General features: G+C 64.3%; 17 protein-coding genes. 12 read left to right on the top strand and 5 right to left on the bottom strand.

What is annotated here, in order from left to right; all coding sequences use genetic code 11:
• Window positions 1-141: 141 nt before the first annotated feature.
• Window positions 142-1077, bottom strand: coding sequence for a site-specific tyrosine recombinase XerD (locus G522_RS0108465; RefSeq protein WP_026790666.1), 936 nt, complete (start codon window positions 1075-1077; stop codon window positions 142-144).
• The gene (locus G522_RS30370; protein WP_036838602.1) at window positions 1074-1310 is read right to left on the bottom strand and encodes a hypothetical protein; all 237 of its coding nucleotides are present in this window, start codon (window positions 1308-1310) and stop codon (window positions 1074-1076) included. Before G522_RS30370 ends, G522_RS0108465 begins: the two co-directional genes overlap by 4 nt.
• An 86-nt stretch (window positions 1311-1396) precedes the next feature.
• Here G522_RS30370 and G522_RS26135 point away from each other — a divergent pair, with 86 nt between their 5' ends.
• The 3 genes from G522_RS26135 to G522_RS0108445 are packed head-to-tail and all read left to right on the top strand — an operon-like array spanning window position 1397 to window position 4499.
• Window positions 1397-2029: a shikimate kinase gene (locus G522_RS26135; RefSeq protein WP_051228452.1), complete on the top strand. Its 633-nt coding sequence runs from the start codon at window positions 1397-1399 to the stop codon at window positions 2027-2029.
• A 35-nt stretch (window positions 2030-2064) separates the two neighbouring features.
• Entirely contained in the window at window positions 2065-3204 is a 1140-nt protein-coding gene (aroB, locus tag G522_RS0108450; protein ID WP_026790665.1) for a 3-dehydroquinate synthase, read from the top strand.
• Window positions 3204-4499, top strand: coding sequence for an HlyC/CorC family transporter (locus G522_RS0108445; RefSeq protein WP_036838599.1), 1296 nt, complete (start codon window positions 3204-3206; stop codon window positions 4497-4499). Before aroB ends, G522_RS0108445 begins: the two co-directional genes overlap by 1 nt.
• 105 nt (window positions 4500-4604) lie before the next feature.
• Here G522_RS0108445 and G522_RS0108440 read toward each other — a convergent pair whose 3' ends face one another.
• On the bottom strand, window positions 4605-4895 hold the full coding sequence (locus tag G522_RS0108440) for a BolA family protein (RefSeq protein WP_084633041.1): 291 nt from the start codon (window positions 4893-4895) through the stop codon (window positions 4605-4607).
• A 111-nt stretch (window positions 4896-5006) separates the two neighbouring features.
• Here G522_RS0108440 and G522_RS0108435 point away from each other — a divergent pair, with 111 nt between their 5' ends.
• The 5 genes from G522_RS0108435 to G522_RS0108415 all read left to right on the top strand — a co-directional run bounded on the left by G522_RS0108435 (window position 5007) and on the right by G522_RS0108415 (window position 10623).
• Window positions 5007-5630 (top strand): J domain-containing protein, encoded by a 624-nt coding sequence (locus G522_RS0108435; protein ID WP_026790662.1) that lies wholly within the window; start codon window positions 5007-5009, stop codon window positions 5628-5630.
• Window positions 5631-5697: 67 nt separating this feature from the next.
• Complete coding sequence (cobS, locus tag G522_RS0108430; RefSeq protein ID WP_026790661.1) at window positions 5698-6678, top strand: cobaltochelatase subunit CobS; 981 nt, start codon at window positions 5698-5700, stop codon at window positions 6676-6678.
• 20 nt (window positions 6679-6698) lie between these two features.
• Complete coding sequence (gene cobT / locus G522_RS0108425) at window positions 6699-8612, top strand: cobaltochelatase subunit CobT (protein ID WP_026790660.1); 1914 nt, start codon at window positions 6699-6701, stop codon at window positions 8610-8612.
• An 89-nt stretch (window positions 8613-8701) separates the two neighbouring features.
• Complete coding sequence (locus tag G522_RS28920; RefSeq protein ID WP_169453496.1) at window positions 8702-9631, top strand: esterase-like activity of phytase family protein; 930 nt, start codon at window positions 8702-8704, stop codon at window positions 9629-9631.
• Entirely contained in the window at window positions 9628-10623 is a 996-nt protein-coding gene (locus G522_RS0108415) for a small ribosomal subunit Rsm22 family protein (protein ID WP_026790659.1), read from the top strand. The genes G522_RS28920 and G522_RS0108415 overlap by 4 nt, the downstream gene beginning before the upstream one ends.
• Window positions 10624-10625: 2 nt before the next feature.
• On the opposite strand, the gene G522_RS0108410 is transcribed toward G522_RS0108415, so the two are convergent.
• On the bottom strand, window positions 10626-11171 hold the full coding sequence (locus G522_RS0108410; RefSeq protein ID WP_026790658.1) for a queuosine precursor transporter: 546 nt from the start codon (window positions 11169-11171) through the stop codon (window positions 10626-10628).
• Between the two features lie 170 nt (window positions 11172-11341).
• Window positions 11342-11638, bottom strand: coding sequence for a 50S ribosomal protein L28 (rpmB, locus tag G522_RS0108405; RefSeq protein WP_026790657.1), 297 nt, complete (start codon window positions 11636-11638; stop codon window positions 11342-11344).
• 427 nt (window positions 11639-12065) lie between these two features.
• On the opposite strand from rpmB, the gene G522_RS28915 reads away from it, so the two are divergent.
• The 4 genes from G522_RS28915 to fdxA all read left to right on the top strand — a co-directional run bounded on the left by G522_RS28915 (window position 12066) and on the right by fdxA (window position 17460).
• A complete protein-coding gene (locus G522_RS28915) occupies window positions 12066-12911 on the top strand; it encodes a DUF3108 domain-containing protein (RefSeq protein WP_169453495.1) in 846 nt (281 codons plus the stop codon).
• Window positions 12912-13524: 613 nt separating this feature from the next.
• Entirely contained in the window at window positions 13525-16656 is a 3132-nt protein-coding gene (locus G522_RS0108395) for a helicase-related protein (protein WP_026790656.1), read from the top strand.
• Between the two features lie 8 nt (window positions 16657-16664).
• The gene (locus tag G522_RS0108390; protein WP_026790655.1) at window positions 16665-17036 is read left to right on the top strand and encodes an RNA-binding S4 domain-containing protein; all 372 of its coding nucleotides are present in this window, start codon (window positions 16665-16667) and stop codon (window positions 17034-17036) included.
• 85 nt (window positions 17037-17121) lie between these two features.
• Window positions 17122-17460 carry a ferredoxin FdxA gene (gene fdxA / locus G522_RS0108385; protein WP_026790654.1) on the top strand — a complete coding sequence of 113 codons (339 nt, stop codon included), beginning with the start codon at window positions 17122-17124 and terminating at the stop codon, window positions 17458-17460.
• The last annotated feature ends 338 nt before the right edge of the window (window positions 17461-17798 follow it).

Genomic DNA, 17798 nt, shown 5'->3' with positions numbered 1-17798 from the left:
CCCGGCTGCCGTCTTGCCCCGCGGGGACAACCGTGGGTGCGGCAGCCGCGCACACTTGGCTTCCGAACCACCGCCTTGTCAACGCCAATTGCCGCGAAAGCCGGCAAATCTGTGGTCATCTTCGTGCCATTACCAAGTCGATTACTGTTCGGACAGTGGATGATGATCGGCAACGAGCGCCGCGAGCCGATGCTCCAGCACGTGAGTGTAGATCTCCGTCGTCCCGATATCGGCATGGCCGAGCAGCTCCTGAACCACCCGGAGATCGGCGCCGTTCTGCAGTAGATGGCTGGCGAAGGCATGGCGCAGCACGTGCGGCGATACCTTGTCCGGCGATATGCCCAGCCGGGCGGCGGCGTCCTTCAGTTCGCGGGCGAAGCTCTGGCGGGTGACGTGGCCGGTCTTGGAATTGGCTGGGAACAGGAAGGGGCTGCCGGCGTGACGGCCACTTGCCTTGAGAAGCTGGCGATAAGCGAGGACAGCGGTGCGCGCCGTCGTGCCGATCGGCACCAGCCGGTCCTTGGACCCCTTGCCGCGCACGGTGATGGCGGCCGTATTCTCGCGGATGGCTCCGGCCGGTAGCGAGACGAGTTCCGAGACGCGCAGTCCGGATGCGTAAAGCGTTTCTAGCATGGCGGAGAAGCGAGCGCGGCGCAGCGCCTCGGCCTGGTCGTCCAACGGTTCGGCGGCAGCCAGCGCGACGGCGTCCATCAGTCGCCCCACGTCGTCGACGGAGAGCACTTTCGGCAGAGGGCGACGGGTGCGCGGGCGATCCACCTGGGCGGTCGGGTCGTCGGCGCGCCGGCCCTCGGTGTAGAGAAACTTGTGCAACTGGCGAATGGCGGAAAGCCGGCGCGCCTGGGTGGCGGCGGCGTAGCCCTCGGTGGCGAGCCCGGCGATGAACGCCTCGACGTCATCGGTGGTCGCGTCGAGCAGGCTGCGGCCACGGCCGGCGAGGAAACCCGTGTAGAGATCGAGGTCGGCTCGGTAGGCGATCAGTGTGTTGTCGGACGCGGCGTCCTCAATGCTGGCCGCTTCGAGATAGGTCTCGATCAACGTGGTGTCGCTGACGCTCATGGTGTCTTGCCCGGCGACGTGGCAGGAGCTGCCGGGTCCGGCGTGGCAGGCGTCGTGGTGACCGGGGCGGGTGGTGGCGATAGCAGTTTGGCGCCGGATAGAACCGAGGGATCGATCGGCACGGTATAGGTGCGCGGCTCCGGCTTCACCAGGTAGGCCAGCGCCAGAATGGCCGCCGTGCCGGCAATGGCCAGAACGAGAAGAAAGCCGAGGAAGCGGGTAATGGTGGGCATGGTTCCGCTCCGTGTCCGGTCCGGCAAGGTCGCTCGGCAGCGCTAACAGCTTGACAGAAGCTTTGCCCCAACCCATGAGACTTCTCATGACCGACGTCAAGACCAGCCGCAGCCGCGACCACGACGCCGCCCACCGGCGCGGTGGCGCCCATGCGCGCATCGTCGAACTGCTCGGCGGCCGTTCGGTGGTGCTGGTGGGTATGATGGGAGCGGGCAAGACGTCGGTCGGTAAACGCCTTGCCGGCCGTCTCGGCCTGACCTTCATCGACGCCGATACGGCGATCGAAGACGCAGCCAAGAAGAGCGTCACCGAGATTTTCGCCGAACATGGCGAGGACTATTTTCGCCAGGGCGAGCGGCGGGTGATTGCCCGACTGCTGCGCGAGCCGCGGCAGATCATTGCCACCGGCGGTGGCGCCTTCATGAATGCCGAGACGCGGGCGGCGATCCGCAGCGCCGGCGTGTCGATCTGGCTCAAGGCCGATTGGGAACTGCTTTACGAGCGGGTCCGGCGGCGGCCGACGCGGCCACTTTTGCAGACGGCCGATCCCGAGGGTACGCTGAGAAAGCTCGTCGAGGCGCGCTATCCAGTCTATGCCGAGGCGGACCTCACCGTCCAGTCGATCGACGTGCCGCATGAGGCGATGGTCGACGCGGTGGTGTCGGCGCTGGACGCTTGGCTTGTCGAGGAAGCGGGACGGGACAAAAGCGCGCCGTGATGGCGCAAACAGCCGGGGAACGGGCGGGGGCTAAAATGACAGTTGAAGAGGAAGCGGACGGCATCGTCCGGGTACCGGTATCACTCGGCGAGCGGTCCTACGAGATCCTGATCGGCGAAGGGCTTGTCTCTGATGCCGGCCGTTGGTTCCGTGCGATGCTGCCGAAAGCGCGCGCCTGCATCATCACCGATTCCAACGTATCCGGCCGGCATCTCGTTGCCTTCGAGAAATCGCTGAGGCGCGCCGGCGTTACGGCCAGCGCCGTGGTTATCCCGGCCGGCGAGGCTTCCAAGTGCTTCGACGTGTTCGAGCAGGTGGTCGATCAGGTGGTCGGCGGCCGCTACGAACGGGGCGATGCTGTGGTGGCACTGGGCGGCGGTGTGGTCGGCGATCTCGCCGGCTTCGTGGCGGGCGTCGTGCGGCGCGGCATGCGTTTCGTGCAGGTGCCGACGACGCTGCTGTCGCAGGTCGATTCGTCAGTCGGCGGCAAGACCGGTATCAACAGCCGCCACGGCAAGAACCTCGTCGGCGTGTTCCATCAGCCGGATCTGGTACTGGCCGACACCAAGGTGCTCGATACGCTGCCCGAGCGCGAGTTCCGGGCCGGCTATGCCGAGGTGGTCAAATACGGCCTGATCGACAATGTCGATTTCTTCGCCTCGCTGGAGCGGAACTGGCGCGACGTGTTCGCCGGCGGGCCGGCGCGGGCCGAGGCGATCGCTGTTTCCTGCCGCTCCAAGGCGGCCATCGTGGCGCGCGACGAGCGCGAGATGGGTGATCGGGCGCTGCTCAATCTCGGCCACACCTTTGGCCACGCCATCGAGACCGCTGCCGGCTATAGTGGCGCCGTGGTGCACGGCGAGGCGGTGTCGCTCGGCATGGTGCTGGCTCACGATTTTTCGGCGCGCCTCAACCAGATGTCGCCGGACGACGCCAGCCGGGTTCGGGCCCATCTGGCCGAGGTCGGTCTGCCGACGCGGTTGTCCGAGATTCCCGGCGGTCCGCCGTCCGTCAGTGCCTTCATGGAACTGATCGGCCAGGACAAGAAGGTGCAGAACGGTGCGCTGACCTTCATCCTCAGTCGCGGTATCGGCGAGGCTTTCATCGCCAAGGATGTGCCGGCCGAGGCGGTGCGTGCCTTCCTGACCGACAAGCTCAGCGAGGGGCAGGCCTGATGAGCGGACAGGGCGGAGAGATCGCCGATCTCGTCTTCGCCGGTGTGCCGGTCGCTCTGTTCGTTGTCATCACGGTTATCCTGTCGGCGGCCGGTTCGGCGCTGCTCGCGTCCAACCGCACCAAGCTGCATCACATGGAGCGGCTCGGCGACCGCCGCATCGCGCGGCTCGTCGAGCTGACCGCCGAACGGGCGCGGGCCGTATCGGCCATCCGCCTGGCACGGCAGGTGTCGACAGTGGTGCTCACCATCTTCGCGACACGGGCCGTGCTATCCTTCGAGACCGATCCCCTGCGCCTTGCCGGCTGGGCGGTCGGCGGCATTTTCCTCGCCATTCTGCTCGATGCCGTGCCGCGCGTCATGGTGTCGCTGAGGCCGGAGCGCTCGGCTCTCATCCTCCTGCCGGCCATCGAGGTATCGTCCCGCTTGCTCGAACCGCTGATCGGCGGCATCGAGAGAGGCGTGATTGCGCCGCTGAGACTGGTCAGCAAGACGCCACGCGAGGCGGCCTGGACGGCGCATGAGGAAATTCGCGAGGCGGTCGACCTGCTGCATCGCGAGGGCGAAGTGGTCAAGGACGATCGCGACATGGTCGGCGGTGTGCTCGATCTCAGCGAGCTGCCGCTCTCAGATATCATGGTGCATCGCACCAAGATGCGGACGTTCGACATCGACATGCCGGTCGGCGATCTCCTGAAAGCGCTGATTTCCAGCCCCTTCACCCGCCATCCGCTGTGGCGTGACGAGCCGGACAACATCGTCGGCGTGCTGCATTCCAAGGAACTGATGCGCGCCATCGATCGAGCCGACGGCGATACCGGCAAGGTCTGTGTCGAGACGTTGATGACGCCCCCCTGGTTCGTGCCGGATACGACGCTGGCCGCCGACCAGCTCAAGGCCTTTTTGAAGCGCAAGATCCATCTTGCGCTGGTGGTCGACGAGTATGGTGACGTGCAAGGTCTCGTCACCCTCGAAGACATTCTCGAGGAGATCGTCGGCGATATCACTGACGAGCAGGATGTGGTGGTGCAGGGCGTCCGCCCCTATCCAGACGGCTCGGCCTCGGTGGACGGGGCGGTACCGATCCGCGATCTCAACCGCATGATGGACTGGCGCCTGCCCGACGACGAGGCGACCACCATCGCCGGTCTGGTCATTCACGAGGCGCGCATGATCCCCGATCCCGGCCAATCCTTCACCTTCCACGGCTTCCGCTTCCGCGTACTGCGGCGACAGAGGAACCGCATCACGGCGCTGAAGGTGGCACCGGTCGACGACGCCTTCCGGTCCCAGTGACGACGCTTTGCCGGCGCGGTTTCCCGAAACCATCGCGCAATTCAGATCTGCCGAAGTTGCATGGGATGCCGGCCGCGGTCGAACCCTTTTCCTAACGGCCCGGAATCATTCGCCCGGTGCGCGGGTGGTAACCGAGAGGGCATGCAAACCGCTGGCGAATTCCGCCTTCAAGGCGTCCATGACGAGGCGCTGGCGGGCCAGCCGGCTCTTGCCCTCGAAGGCTGCCGATACCACTTCAACGGCATAATGGGTCTCGCCGCCCTCGCGCCAGCCGCCATGACCGCGGTGGCGCTCGCTGTCATCGACCACGATGAGGTCGGTTGGCGACAGTTCGGCGAGGAGCGCCGCCTCAATGCGGCTCTTGCGGGTGGAAGCGGGCGGGGTCGTCGAAACCATGGGGTATCCTCGTGGGGCGGCGCGGGCGAAGCAATCTGGTATCTGGCGACCATGAATGCCGATTGTCAACGCCTTGCCGACGCGCATTCCTGTGCCCATAATCGGCGGACCATGAATTCCCATTCCAAGCTCTTCGACAAACTCCGAATCAAGCCGGACAAGGAAAGCGTTGCCCGCGACCAGTTTCCACCTTGCGAGTGGGGCGGCTGCGAGAGCGCCGGCGCTTACCGCGCGCCCAAGGGCCGCGGCCGCGAAGGGCAGTACCATCACTTCTGCCTGGAGCACGTGCAGCTCTACAATAAATCCTACAACTACTTTTCCGGCATGGGTGACGACGCCGTCATGGCCTTCCAGAAGGACGCCCTTACGGGGCATCGTCCGACCTGGACGGTATCGGTCAACCGCTGGGGGCAGACCGATCCCAACGCCGGCCAACGACGACGGCCGGCCGAGCCGACCTATAACGATCCCTTCGGTGTCTTCCACGGCTCGCGGGCCGGCGGTATGCGCGCTGAGCCGGAGGAGCCGCGCCGGCATGTGTCGCCGATGACGCAGCGCGCCTTCGAAACGTTGCATCTCGAGGTTGGCGTCTCCAAGGACGAGATCAAGGCGCAGTATAAGATCATGGTCAAACGCCACCATCCGGATGCCAACGGCGGCGATCGGTCGTCAGAGGAACGGTTGCGAGAGATCATTCAAGCCTATAATTACTTAAAGACCGCCGGATTCTGTTGATCCGGCCCTATTTTCCCGATTCGACGGAGCGACTTCCTCCCTCCGCTTGGTCGCTCCAGGAGGTCTCATGGCTCAGACGTATGACGCGCCGCTGCCCGATATCCGGGTCTCGGTCCGCGAGGTGTTCGGTATCGACACGGACATCGAAGTGCCCGCCTATTCCAAGGCCGATCAACACGTTCCCGATTTCGATCCGGACTATCTGTTCGACCGCGCCACGACGCTGGCGATCCTCGCTGGTTTTGCCCACAATCGCCGCGTGATGGTGTCCGGCTATCACGGCACCGGCAAGTCGACGCATATCGAGCAGGTCGCCGCCCGCCTCAACTGGCCGCTGGTGCGCGTCAACCTCGACAGTCACATCAGTCGTATCGATCTCGTCGGTAAGGACGCCATCGTTCTGAAAGACGGCAAGCAGATCACCGAATTCCGCGACGGCATCCTGCCCTGGGCCCTGCAGAACAACGTGGCGCTGGTGTTCGACGAGTATGACGCCGGCCGGCCGGACGTGATGTTCGTCATCCAGCGCGTGCTGGAAGTGGCCGGCAAGCTGACGCTGCTCGACCAGAACCGCGTCATTCGCCCCCACCCGGCGTTTCGCCTGTTCGCAACGGCCAATACCATCGGCCTCGGCGACACCTCCGGCCTTTATCACGGCACGCAGCAGATCAACCAGGGCCAGATGGACCGCTGGTCGATCGTCACCACGCTCAATTATCTGCCGCACGACCACGAGGTGAACATCATCGCCGCCAAGGCCAAGACGTTCACCGGACCGGAAGGCCGCGATGCCATCTCCAAGATGGTGCGGGTTGCCGACATGACGCGATCGGCCTTCATCAACGGCGATATTTCGACGGTGATGAGCCCGCGTACCGTGCTGACCTGGGCCGAGAACGCTGCGATCTTCGGCGATGTGGGCTTTGCCTTCCGTCTCACCTTCCTCAACAAGTGCGATGAGACCGAGCGGGTGCAGGTGGCCGAGTTCTACCAGCGCTGCTTCGGCAAGGAACTGCCGGAGAGTGCGGCCAACATCCTCCTGAGCTGACCCAACGGAAGATTTGCGAGATGGCGCATCCCGAAACGCAGAAGGGCGGCCAGCCGGCCGTCGAACCGCTGAAGAAAGCGGTGACCACGGCGATGCGGGCCATTTCCGGCGATGGCGAGCTGGAGGTGGTGTTCGCCGCCGACCGGCCGTCGCTGGCCGGCCATAAGGCGCGCGTGCCTGATCCGCCGCGCCGGCCGACGGCGTTCGACGTTGCGGTGACGCGCGGCGCCGGCGACGCGCTGGCGTTGCGCCTGGCCTGTCATAACGAGACGGTGCATCGCACCTTCGTGCCCGAAGGGCCGCGCGCCAAGGCGGTGTTCGAGGCGATGGAGCAGGCCCGTTGCGAGGCGCTGGGCGCCCGCGCCATGCCGGGCGTCGCCGGCAATCTCGCGGCCATGCTTGAAGAGCGCTATCTCCGCGCCAATCTCCAGCACATCGAGAACCGCGAGGACGCGCCGCTCTCCGAGGCGGTAGCGCTGATGGTGCGCGAGAAGCTGACCGGCGCGCCGCCGCCCAAGAGCGCCCAGGCGCTCATGGAAGCCTGGCGCGAGTTCATTGAGGAGCGGGCAGGCGCCGACCTCGAGGGTCTTTCCGACGCCATTTCCAGCCAGCAGGCCTTCGCCCGCGCGACGCGCAATCTGCTCGTCAACCTCGAGATGGGCGACGAACTCGGCAGCGATCCCGATCAGGACGACAACCAGGAAGGCGAGCAGCAGGAGGCGGAGGACAGCGAGGCTTCGGCCGAACCGGCCGACGATGCCGACGCCGACCAGACGGCGGCCCGTGAGCGCGAGGTGGCCGGCGAGGATGAGGAAACTTCCGAGGGCGACGCCGAGTCGGAGATGTCGGACGATCCAGGCGACTTCGACGAGGACGACGATTCGCGCGATCCCGGCGAGGCCAAGCGGCCCGAGCTGCCGTTCACCAACCAGCAGCCGGTCAGCGACTACAAGGTGTTCACCCAGAAGTTCGACGAGGTGACGCGGCCGGAAGACGTGTGCGACGGCACCGAGCTCGAAAGGCTGCGCGCGCTGCTCGACAAGCAGCTGGTCAATTTCGCCGGCGTGGTGGCGCGGCTTGCCAACCGTCTGCAGCGCCGCCTGATGGCCCAGCAGAACCGCTCCTGGGATTTCGACATCGAGGAAGGCATTCTCGATACGGCGCGCATCACCCGTGTCGTCACCGACCCGCTGGCGCCGCTTGCCTTCAAGATGGAACGCGACACCGACTTCCGCGACACTGTGGTGACGTTGCTCATCGACAATTCCGGCTCGATGCGTGGCCGGCCGATCACCGTGGCCGCCGCCTGCGCCGACATTCTCGCCCGCACGCTGGAGCGGTGCGGCGTCAAGGTCGAGATTCTCGGCTTCACCACCAAGGCCTGGAAGGGCGGGCAGGCGCGTGAGGCCTGGCTCGCCGCCGGCAAACCTGCCGGTCCCGGCCGGCTTAACGACCTACGCCATATCGTCTACAAGCCAGCCGATGCTCCCTGGCGGCGTGTGCGCCGCAACCTCGGCCTGATGATGCGCGAGGGCCTTCTCAAGGAGAACATCGACGGCGAAGCGCTCGACTGGGCGCATCAGCGCCTGCTCGCCCGGCCGGAGAACCGCCGCATCCTAATGATGATCTCCGATGGCGCACCGGTCGACGATTCCACGCTGTCGGTCAATCCCGGCAACTATCTCGAACGGCACCTGCGTTACGTGATCGAGGAAATCGAGGAGCGTTCGCCGGTGGAACTGATCGCCATCGGTATCGGCCATGACGTGACGCGCTTCTACAAGCGCGCCGTCACCATCGTCGACGTCGAGGAACTGGCCGGCGCCATGACAGATCAGCTGGCGGAGCTGTTCGAAGAGCAGCCGACGCAGAAGGCGATCCGGGCCGGCGCCAGGCCAAGGCCGCGGCGCGTCTCGACGCTGGGCCTCATATGAGGGCCGGGTGGGCGTTTTTCTCAGGTCTAGCCGCTTTTGTTGCGATATCGACGGCCTCTTCGGCTGCCGATATCGCCAGCCGCATTACGGTGCGGTCCCTTCCCAGCTTTTCGATTTCCGAGCCGGCAAAGGTTCGCTTCGGTCGGCTTGATTATGTCGGCGGCTTCGAGGTCCGGGCTGATCGGCGCGAGGTGGGCGGTCTCTCCGGACTGGTGATTTCCGACGCCGGGCGAGGCTTCCTATCGCTCAGCGACGATGGGTTCATGGTTCAGGCGAACATCGATCGCGATGCTCGCAGCCGGCCGGTTGGCCTGTCGTCCGCTACGATCCGTCGGCTGCAGACCCCAAAGGGGCCGCTATCTCTCAACAAGCTGCTCTCCGACACCGAGTCGATCGACGTGTTTGCCGGGGATGGCGGCCGTTCGTTTGGCGTCGTGTCCTTCGAGCAGCGGCCGACGGTGTCCATCGGGCCGCTCGAGGCTGACGGCTTCGTCGGCCCGCTGAAGGCCATCGATCTGCCGAAGGAGGTCAGCCGTCTTCAGGCGAATCGTGGCCTTGAATCGGTGGCGGCGTTGCCGGCCGGCAACGGTCTAGGCGGCCGTTTCATCATTCTCGGGGAAGAAGCCGAACGGGGTGCCGCGACCAGCAACCAGCCGGGCTGGGTGATTGGCGGCAAGGCGCCGTTTGCTTTCCGCGTTCATCGCTTGGGTGACTATGACCTCACCGACGCCAAGGTCGGTCCGGACGGACGTCTCTATGTTCTCGAACGCAGCTTTTCGTTTCTGACGGGCATTCGCTGCCGCATCCGTTCGTTCGATCTCGCCGATATCCGGCCTGGTGCGGTGATTGACGGCGACACGCTCTTGGAGGCGAGCATGTCGGAAGAGATCGACAATATGGAAGGGCTCTCGGTCTGGAAAACGTCAGGCGGCGAAACCCGGATCTCTTTGATCTCGGACGACAATCATGCCTTCATTCAGCGGACGCTCTATCTTGAGTTCCGCCTGGGACGGCCATGAGCGACCGGCGCCTTCCGGCGGCGCTCGCCGCTGCGGTGACTGAACGCGCCCGCCCGGAGCAGCTTGGAGCGGCCGCTGCCCGCTTGTCGGCCGGCTATCGCGCCAACCTAACCTCCCGCCAGGCTGTTCCCGATGCGGCCGGTGTCGCCGCCTATGCGGCAAGTCGCATGCCGGCTACCTACGCGGCCGTTACCGCTGCTCTCGACCGCCTGGCGGCGGCCCGGCCGGATTTCGCACCGGAAACGGTTCTCGATCTGGGCGCCGGGCCGGGCACGGCGAGTTGGGCCGCCGCAACGCTGTGGTCATCGGTCACTTCCATCACCATGGTGGAAGCCAGTCCCGATTTCCGAGCGCTTGCCGCCGATCTGGCGCGCGCCGGATCGTTCGTGCTGCAACAGGCCAATATCCGTGCCGGCGACATCACCCAGCCATCCGGCTTGCCGAACGGGTCATTCGATCTGGCGGTCATTGCCTATGCGCTGACGGAACTTGATCTTGCGGCCGCCGAGCGGCTTGTTGCCGATCTCCTGGGACGGGCCGGTCGGATCGTCATCGTCGAGCCGGGGACGCCGCGCGATCATAGCCGGCTGATGGCGGTGCGGCAGGCCGCACTTTCCGCCGGCGCCTGCATCTTGGCACCGTGTCCACATGCCGGGCCATGCCCGCTGCCGCCGGACGATTGGTGCCATACGTCGGTGCGTGTCGAGCGGAGCCGCGCCCATATGCGGCTCAAGGGCGGAACGGTGCCGTTCGAAGACGAACGCTATGCCTACCTGGTGCTGGAATCTGGTGGCTTGGCGGGAGCGGAAAACGAAAATGGCGGCCGCATTTTGCGACCGCCGCGTCTTTCCAAGCATGAGATCGCCTTCAGCCTTTGCCGCACTGATGGAACACTTGGCGAGGCACGGATTGCCAGTCGAGACAAGGCGGCCTTCAAGGCGGCCGGCAAGCTTGATTGGGGCGACTGGCTTTCCGGCGATCGTCGGGGCTGAAATCAGCTCCGGACCGGCTGGTAAGGCTTCACCCAGTTCATCAGGCTGGCGTAGGGCAGGAGCGAGGAAATCGCCACCAGCATCTTCACCGAGAAGTCGCCGAGGGCCCAGGTGGTCCAGGGCAGGCCGGAGCCGGCAAAGGCGATCGAGAAGAAGATGGCCGTGTCGAGAGCCGAGCCGATTGACGAGGAGACGAGCGGCGCCCGCCACCAGGAGCCGGAACGCAGCCGATTGAAGACTGTGACGTCGAGAAGCTGGGCACAGAGGAAGGCGGTACCGGAGGCCAGCGCGATGCGCGGCTCGGACAGCCAGATCGACAGAAGCACGGCGATGGCAAAGCCGACGTAGACGACGCGGCGGGTTTTCACCGGCCCGAACCAGCGATTGGTGAGGTCGGTCACCAGGAAGGCGAAGGGATAGCTGAAGGCGCCCCAAGTGAGGACGTCGCCGAGCCCAAAGTAGGTGAAGGGATATTGAACGAGGATATTGGATGAGACGACGGTCGCAACCATCGCCATCACCGAAGGGATGAGGCGTCTATCGAACATTCCAGAAGTTCTCCGGCAGAACAGACCAGGCTTTTGGAGCTATGAAATGAAACCCAGCCGTCAGGCCGGAATTTCACGCGATGTGTACCATTTGAGGCACACATAAATAAAGCCGCGATACCGTTTCCGGCATCGCGGCTGAATTCACGGGCAGGCTTGCCTGAGAAGACTCAGGCAGCAGCGGCCTCGGCGGCCTTCTTGGCGATCTGCTTCTTGATCAGCCGGGCGCGCGTCGACAGCTCGTCGTCGCTCGCCTTGGCGAGATAGGCATCAAGACCGCCGCGATGCTCGACCGAACGCAGGGCGTTGGCGGAGATGCGCAGGCGCACCGACTGACCGAGCGTGTCGGACAGGAGCGTCACAGCCAGGAGATTCGGCAGGAAACGCCGCTTGGTCCTGTTGTTGGCGTGGCTGACGTTATTACCCGTCAGAACGGCCTTGCCGGTAAGTTCGCAGCGCCGGGCCATCGGGATACCCTCTTTTTCTGTTGGCGCGGGATCGAAGCCTTGCGACCGCTCCTCGCGATGAAATAAGCCAAGGCGCCGCTTGCATCTGCCGACGGCGCCGTTCAAGTCGCGTTCCTATAGTCGGTCGGCATTGGCCCCGTCAACCCCGGAAGCGAGCGGAAGCCGGCAAAAATGCCGTTGGGCCGCCTGGAGGCGTCAGTTGGACTCCGGTCAGATTTCTCTGGCTTGGAACATCGAGGCTTTCATCGCGTTAACCATCCGGTTACCATGACAGTCGATCATTCGAAAGACGGGGGTCGGCCGGCAGCTCGGCGATCGTCCGCCGGCGGTGGCGTCGCCCGTCGGGATGATCTTCCAGACGTTGATCCGGTCGCCAATGGCGGCCGAGGATGAGGACGGTTCGCCGTCCGCAAACGGAGGTTCCGTGGTGGCTCGTGTCGAAACTCTCCCGCGTCATATGAAAGGCGCCATAGCTGCGGCGGTGTTCGTCGCCGCGCTGTCTGCGGTGCCGCCGTCCGGCATGGCGGCGGCTCGCGAGGGCGAGGTGCAAGCTCTTTATGCCGCTTCCTTCATGGGCATTGGCATCGCCAAGGGGGCGCTGTCGATCAAGGTGGACCGCGGCGCCTATGCCGCCAAGCTGCATATTTCGACCGCTGGTCTGGCGCGTATCGTCAGTTCTGAAGAGAGCTATATCGATGCCAAGGGATATGTCGGCCGTGCTTTGGTGCCGTCTACGTACGAACTGATGAGCCGTGGTGACACGGTGACGCAGGTCTCAATGGCGCTCGGTGGCGGCAATGTCCGCAGCCTCAAGGCCATTCCCGAACTTGTCGAATACGATGATCGCGTGCCGGTGACGGCGGCGGCCAAGCGTCGCGTGGTCGATCCGCTGTCGGCGGCGATCCTGCCGATTGCGCGCGACGACAAGGATGTCTGCGACCGTACGCTGCCGGTGTTCGACGGCTGGACCCGCTATGACATCAATCTCAGCTATACCAGCACGGATCCGGTCGACATTCCCGGCTACAAGGGGGACGCTGTTCACTGCTCGGCGCGCTGGGTGCCGGTGGCGGGCCATCGCGAGGGTACCAAGTCGACCGAATACATGCGCGACAACCGCAATCTCGACGTCTGGTTCGTGCCGATGGCCGAGGGGCGGGTGATGGTGCCGAGCAAGATCTCGGTGCAGACCATGCGCGGCCTGCTCCTGGTGGTCGCGACGCAATTCGGCGAGAACGCCAAGCTCGGCAAGGTGGAACAGGCGGCCAACTGAATGGGCCAGGCTGCTGTATTGAAAAGGAAAGCGCCCTCCGGGGCGCTTTTTTGTTGCTCGGCGCGACCACGCCGGCCTGTCAAATGTACCAAGACGAGACATAAAGGTTAACGCTTTGGTGACCGATGCAACGGATAAGAACAGCGCCTCACCGAGATCTTGTATTGGCGGCAGCGCCAGACAACATATGTGGGTAGGGTGAAACAGGAACATCGCTCTGTCGGCGATTCGCCCCGCCTTCGTTCTTGCTCTGTCGAAAGTGTTAACGCCGTCGTTTCTCTACTTTGGCGTCGTAGTATAATTGGTTAACTATAAACTAGGTTCGGAGTCTTGATGGCGAAACGGCCTTGACATCGATTCTGGTCGCGAATCGAACGACTCGCCACCTGGAGTCTCTCGATTCAAGATAGCGCAGTAAAGACTCTGCTCGCCTCCATATCTTGTAGGGAACGAATACAGAATCTCTTGAGAATTGCGATTCGCCCCGCATCCGTTCTCGTTTGATTCCTATTGACCGTCCACTGCCATCCTTCTGCCGGTTTTCTCTGGCCTCTCGGCCGGGCTTTTTCGTATAGGAAGGTCACGGCCTCATCGCGCAACCGAACGGGACCCCATGAATATTGTCCGAGCGGCTCCCCTGTCTTCGCTTGCCCGTGGTCGGGCGGTGACGGCGGTGCTGGGGCCGACCAATACCGGCAAGACCCATCTCGCCATTGAAAAGATGCTGAGTCACGGCTCCGGTGCCATTGGGCTGCCGCTGCGCCTGTTGGCGCGCGAGGTCTATGGTCGGATCGTCGCTCGCGTCGGCGCGGGCGCGGTGGCGCTGGTCACCGGCGAAGAGAAGATCATCCCGCGCGATGCCCGCTATTGGGTGGCGACGGTGGAAGCGATGCCGCGCGATCTCGATGTCGCCTTCGTGGCCATCGACGAGGTGCAGCTTGCCGGCGATATCGAGCGCGGCCATGTCTTCACCGACCGCCTGCTCAACGTCCGTGGTCGACAGGAAACCATGCTGCTCGGCTCGGCGACGGCGCGCCCGCTGATCGAGCGGCTTTTGCCGGGTATCACCGTTACGTCGCGGCCGCGTCTCAGCCACCTCGCCTATACCGGCGCCAAGAAGATCACCCGTCTGCCGCCGCGTTCGGCCATTGTCGCCTTCTCGTCCGACGAGGTCTATGCGGTTGCCGAGCTGATCCGTCGGCAGCGCGGTGGCGCGGCGGTGGTGATGGGCGCGCTGTCTCCGCGGACTCGCAACGCGCAGGTGGCTCTTTTTCAGAACGGCGACGTCGACTTTCTGGTGGCGACCGACGCCATCGGCATGGGGCTCAATCTCGATGTCGATCATGTCGCCTTCGCCCAGGCACGCAAGTTCGACGGCTATCAATATCGTGGCCTGACAGCTGCCGAGCTTGCCCAGATCGCCGGCCGGGCTGGCCGCTATCTCAATGATGGCACCTTCGGTGTCACCGGGCGGGTGATGCCGTTCGACGACGACATCGTCACCGCTATCGAAGGCCATGATTTCGAGCCGGTGCGAGTCTTTCAGTGGCGCAACGACAATCTCGATTTCTCATCGGTCGATGCGCTCCGAACCTCCCTTGAAAAGCTGCCAGGGGTCGAAGGTTTGACGCGGGCGCTGCCGTCCGATGACCAACGGGCGCTCGACTTTGCCATGAGGGCAGAAGACGTGGCGGCGGCGGTGCGGGGTCGCGAGCGGGTGGCACTTCTCTGGGATGTGTGCCAAGTTCCCGACTTCCGTAAGATATCGCCGGCCCAGCACGGTGATCTCATCGTCGCACTCTATCGATTCCTCATTGCAAAAGGCGTGATTCCAGACGATTGGTTTGCACGGCAGGTCGGGTTGTCTGACAGGACGGATGGCGATATCGATACGCTGTCGCGGCGTCTGGCGGATATCAGGACCTGGACCTTTGTCGCCAATCGGCCGGACTGGCTGTTTGCGCCCAGCCATTGGCGGGAGAAGACGCGCGCCATCGAGGATCGGCTATCGGATGCGCTGCATGACCGGTTGACCCAACGTTTCGTGGATCGCCGGACGTCGGTATTGTTGAAGAGATTGAGAGAGAACACCATGCTCGAAGCTGAAATCACCGGTACCGGCGGCGTGCTCGTCGAAGGGCAGGCGGTCGGAGAGCTGCACGGCTTCCGCTTCGTGCCTGATCCGAGTGTTGGCGGCGATGGCTCTGAAGCCAAGACGCTGAAGGCTGCCGCCCAGCAGGCGCTGTCCGGCGAGTTCGACAAGCGCGCCGAGAAAATCTCCAAAGCGCCCAATGAGGAAATCGTGCTGTCCACCGACGGCAGCCTGCGCTGGCTCGGCCAGCCGGTTGGGCGCCTGGTGGCTGGCGACGATACGCTGAGCCCCCGGGTGATGCTGCTCGCCGACGAGCAACTGGCTGGCGCCGCCCGCGAGAAGGCGCAGGATCGGCTCGACCTATGGGTCGGTGCCCATATCCAGACGCTTTTGAAACCGCTGTTCGACCTGCGCACGGCTGCCGATCTCGAAGGCATTGCGCGCGGCGTCGCCTTCCGCATGGTCGAGACGCTCGGTACCGTCGAGCGGCACGACATTGCCGACGACGTCAAGGCACTCGACCAGACGCAGCGTGCCGTCATGCGCAAATACGGCGTCCGCTTCGGCGCCTACCACATTTACGTCCCCGCGCTCCTGAAGCCGGCGCCGGCGGCGCTGGTGGCTCAGCTCTGGGCATTGAAGCACGGTTCGCTAGATATGCCGGGGCTTGCCGAGCTGCCGCAGCTCTCCGCGTCCGGCCGTACGTCCATCAAGGTCGATCCGACCTTTGACAAGACGCTTTATCGCCTGGTCGGTTTCCGCGTTGCCGGCGAGCGGGCGGTGCGACTCGACATTCTGGAGCGCCTTGCCGACATCATCCGGCCGCTGATCGCCTTCAAGTCGGTGGACGGCGCGACCCCACCGGAGGGCGCTTTGCCGCAGGGTGGCGGTTTCCTGGTGACGGTGGCGATGACCTCGCTGCTCGGCTGTTCAGGCGAAGACTTTGCGTCGATCCTGCGCGGTCTCGGCTATCGCTCTGAGAAGCGGACGATCAAGGTGCCGGTCAAGCCGCAGAAGACGGAGACGGCTGTCGAAGGCGCGGCCTCCGAGGCGGTGCCTGCTGCCTCCGAAGAAGCTTCGGCCGAAGCTGCGGTGGCAACGCCCGCTCTCGAGGTCTCCGGAGCCGAAGCCCCGGTGGCAGAAGCTGTTGCTGCCGAAGCGCCAAGCCCCGAAACAGCTGAGGCGTCGGAAGCTGCTGCTCCCGAGAGCGCCGCGGTTGCCGAAGAGGCTGCCGAGACGCCGGCCGAGGTCCTTGAAGAACGGGAAGTCGATGTCTGGCGGCCCGGTCGCGGTGACCGTCCGCGGCACGGTGATCATCGGGGCGAACATAGAGGCGACCAGAGGAACGAGCGTCGCGGTGGCCCGCATCGGGGGGCGGCGCGTCCGACTGAGCCCGGGGAGGCAGCCGCCGCTGACGGGCGTGCTCCGCGCTCGCAGGACGATCGTCGCCAGGATCGTCGTCCGCAGGGCGGTGACCGGCGTGAAGACCGTCGCTTTGGCGATCGCCGTGACGGCCGCCCCAATGAGCGGAACGGCAACGGTGAGCGTCCCGCTGAGCGGGCGCCGCGCAAGGAAAAGGTCGCCGATCCCAATTCGCCGTTTGCTGCGCTGGCCGCCCTCAAGGCGTCGCTCGAGCAGCAGAAGAAGAAGTAGGAGAGCGGGTGTCCGAGCAGGGTTCCGACCGGCAGCGGATCGACAAGTGGCTGGTCTATGCGCGCGTGGTCAAGACGCGGACGCTCGGCCAGGCGCTTGCCGCGTCTGGTCACGTGCGTCTCAATGGCCGCAAGATCGATGACCCCGCCCAACCCGTGAAGGCCGGCGACGTGCTGACCATCGGCCTCCACGGCCATGTCAGGGTGCTGAAGGTGCTCGATTTCGCCGAGCGCCGGGGATCCTATTCGGTCGCTTCCGAGCTCTACGAGGATCTGACGCCGCCGGCTGCGGAAGCTCCTGGCCCGTCGATCGAGGCGGGTGAGGGGCGGCCGACAAAACGCGATCGCCGCCGTTTCGATAAGCTGAGTGAGCCGGACTGATTTTCCCGATGTTCACCCTTGAACGACCGAAGGAACTCCGCTACGCCATCCGGCGTTCCGCCTGTGGATATCAGGGTATTCGCTCATGACCTATGTCGTCACCGACAACTGCATTGCCTGCAAATACACCGACTGCGTGGAAGTCTGTCCGGTCGACTGTTTCTACGAAGGCGAGAACATGCTCGTCATCAATCCCGACGAGTGTATCGATTGCGGTGTTTGTGAGCCGGAATGCCCGGCCGAGGCGATCAAGCCGGATACCGAGCCGGGCCTTGATAACTGGTTGAAACTCAACGCTGAATACTCAGTGGTCTGGCCCAATCTCGCAGCCCGCCGCGATCCGCTGCCCAACGCGGCCGATAATGACGGCGTTGAAGGCAAGCTTGCTGCCCTGTTCTCGCCGAAACCCGGAAAAGGCGGCTGAGGAAAACGCGTCACTGAACCTGCGGAATAGGCAATGCAGCCATGTGACGGCGCATTTTTGCGGCGTATCGCGTCTTATTGCTTTGTTTTTTGTGGTTTTTGTGCTATATCAAACGTTGACAGTCGATGAATTCTTCCGGTCGCTAGCGGGGCCCTGCACGGGGTCTTTTTTATGACCTGCATTAGGGCGTGAGCCTTTATGCCGGTCTTGGCATGTGTGCAGCAAGTACGCTGCGATTGGAAGCGAAACCCCAGATCGACTGAAAACAACGCGAAAGCGTGCCGGCGGAGCGGACGTAGAGGTTCGCAGATCATAACCGACCCTAGTTTACTTGCTGC

It is taken from the genome of Pleomorphomonas oryzae DSM 16300 (genome assembly GCF_000422965.1).
Lineage (GTDB): Bacteria > Pseudomonadota > Alphaproteobacteria > Rhizobiales > Pleomorphomonadaceae > Pleomorphomonas > Pleomorphomonas oryzae.
This window is presented reverse-complemented; position numbering and strand designations above follow the sequence as displayed.